Source organism: Gardnerella sp. 26-12 (genome assembly GCF_001660745.1).
Taxonomy (GTDB): domain Bacteria; phylum Actinomycetota; class Actinomycetes; order Actinomycetales; family Bifidobacteriaceae; genus Bifidobacterium; species Bifidobacterium swidsinskii.
The window spans coordinates 1-2,473 of the sequence record NZ_LWSR01000136.1 but is presented as its reverse complement, the minus strand read 5'-3'; the positions used below and the strand labels follow the sequence as shown (position 1 = coordinate 2,473).

The following is a 2,473-nucleotide window of genomic DNA, read 5'->3' as shown; positions in this document are numbered from 1 at the left end:
TACATAAATCTAAGTAAATTTACATAAGCCCAGAAGAAATATCGTGAGTTACGAACCACTTGCGAATATCGCCAATTTCGTTCATATCAACAGCGTGATCCAACCCGCGATAACGACGTTCTTCAAGCCAAGTGTGCTCCTCAAGCCACGCTGCAGCAGCCGAGAATTCGTAAGGAGGAATCACGCCATCCTCTAATCCGTAGCCGAAAAATACAGGAGTATTACGCTCAGCTAAATCGTTATCTTGTAATGCGATTTCTTCCGAGGAAGCAGGAACACTAGGCGCTATGAACCCGGAAAGCGAAACGGCCGCACGGTAGCGCGAAGGATTCAAACGCAAAACGTGCACCGCGAGCGCAGCGCCTTGCGAAAAACCAAATGGCACAATGTCGCGATTCGCTGGAATATTTTCATGCACCCATTCGTCAATTGCTACAGCAGCAGCATACATATCGTAATCTAAATCTTCTCGCTGCGGCACAGCATCGTGGAACCAACTGTAAGCGCCTTCTGCCAGCTTAAGTGGAGCACGTAAAGCGATTGCATCATTATATGGTGCAACTACTCGCAACAAATCCAATAAATCTTCCTCGTTAGAACCCCAACCGTGAAGGAGCAAAAGCAGCGGATGCGTTGGATGAGCTGAAGCATTCCCTTGCGAATACTGTGCATTCATAACTTTTAAAGGCTCACCAAAACGACCCGGCACAACGTGAGATTCGCGACCAATATGTGGATCGTAAGAATTGTCACCTACATTATTGATATTTAGTTCATCGTTAGTGTTCATTACATCACCGTCGCTTGTAATAAATAAAAGTTTGTACAATACTCGCACTTTTTTGCATTGCAGTTGCAATATAGTTGCCTTATATTTGCACAAAAGGCCAGAATAGTAAGAGGCAAAGCCCTTGCAATTCCAGCCTTTTTAACTAGTGCGAACGGCGGGACTTGAACCCGCACGAGCATACGCTCACTGCCACCTGAAGACAGCGCGTCTACCATTCCGCCACGTTCGCATACAAAGTGCAAGGCTATCATATTTAACATAAATTCGCAATATTTAACCTAGCATTTTGCGCTCAAAACTACTCTCAGCCTTTAGAACCGTTTTCGTAATAGTGTGCAAGAGTCTCATCGCGGAACTCTTCAAAATATCCGCCGTCAATAGAAGCTCGAATATCGTCGAGCAGCTTCACAAAGAAACGCTCATTATGAATGGTTGCAAGCGTAAATCCATTCATTTCACTAGCGCGCAACAAATGATCCACATACATTCTGGAATAATGCGTGCAAGTGTAGCAATCGCAGCCTTCTTCAAGCGGACGCTGATCATGCTTAAACTCTGCACGTTTTACGTTGTAGCGACCATGACGAGTAAAAATTGCTCCGTTTCTTCCGCAGCGAGCTGGAGCCACGCAGTCGAAAGTATCTCCGCCGTTTTCAACGCAAGCAAAAATATCATCCACGGCTGCAATACCAAGCACGTGGCGTGGGCGATTTTCCGGCATAGCATCGCAAATCCAAGCGCAAGTATCACCAATAATTCGCTTCTCAATAGCGCCACCAATGCCTACGCCATCAAAATCTAAAGAAGCAATCTGCTCGGCCGCATGCCTACGCAAATCCTCATAATTAGCACCCTGCACAACGCCATACAATGCTTGATACGGCTTGCCTACACGCTCCTCGGTTAAACGCTGATGCTCTGCAACACAACGCTTTGCCCAGCGGAAAGTGCGCTCTACAGATTCCTCTTGATATCGGCGAGTATTCATCAAAGTAGTAAGCTCGTCGAAAGAAAACATAATATCCGCGCCCAGCTTATGCTGGATTCCCATAGAAATTTCAGCACTAAAACGGTGCTTAGCTCCGTTAAGAGGAGACTTAAAAGTTACGCCATCCTCGTCAACAAAAGCCATACGCTCCTTACCGGCTGCAATAACATCATCCGACTTCATGCCAGTAACGTCCATTGCAAGGGTCTTCTTAAAACCAGCACCCAAAGAAAGAACCTGAAAACCGCCAGAATCCGTAAAGGTTGGCTTATCCCAGTTCATAAACTTTCCCAATCCGCCAGCTTCGTCAAGAACATCCGCGCCAGGACGTTCGTACAAATGAAAAGCGTTTGAAAGCATGCACTGAGCGCCCAAATCCTTAATGCTTTCTGGCAACACTGCCTTCATTGCAGCTTGCGTTGCAACAGGTACAAATGCTGGGGTCTGAATATCTCCGTGAGGCGTGTGAATTACGCCGGTGCGCCCATAGCGAGCACCGTCACGACCTTTACCTTCAGCAGTATTGGAAAGTCGCGTTTTAGTTGTAAACGAAAATTCTTTGCGGTCACCAGGCTTCCCAGGCTCAGCTCCGCGTGGATGTTCAAGAAGACTTGTCATAGCATTTACTTTATTAGAAGGCATGACGAGTATAAATAAAAAACACACACAATTTATATTTTTCTGTGACAATATCC

Annotated in this window: 2 protein-coding genes and 1 tRNA gene; all 3 read right to left on the bottom strand. The window is 46.1% G+C overall.

Annotated features, from left to right (window positions below):
• Positions 1-19: 19 nt before the first annotated feature.
• The 3 genes from A5295_RS05845 to tgt all read right to left on the bottom strand — a co-directional run bounded on the left by A5295_RS05845 (position 20) and on the right by tgt (position 2,420).
• Positions 20-790, bottom strand: a complete 771-nt coding sequence (locus tag A5295_RS05845; protein WP_004109429.1) for an alpha/beta hydrolase — start codon at positions 788-790, stop codon at positions 20-22.
• 146 nt (positions 791-936) lie between these two features.
• Positions 937-1,019 (bottom strand) — tRNA-Leu (locus A5295_RS05840).
• A 75-nt stretch (positions 1,020-1,094) separates the two neighbouring features.
• Positions 1,095-2,420 (bottom strand): tRNA guanosine(34) transglycosylase Tgt, encoded by a 1,326-nt coding sequence (gene tgt / locus A5295_RS05835; protein ID WP_004109431.1) that lies wholly within the window; start codon positions 2,418-2,420, stop codon positions 1,095-1,097.
• Between the last annotated feature and the right edge of the window lie 53 nt (positions 2,421-2,473).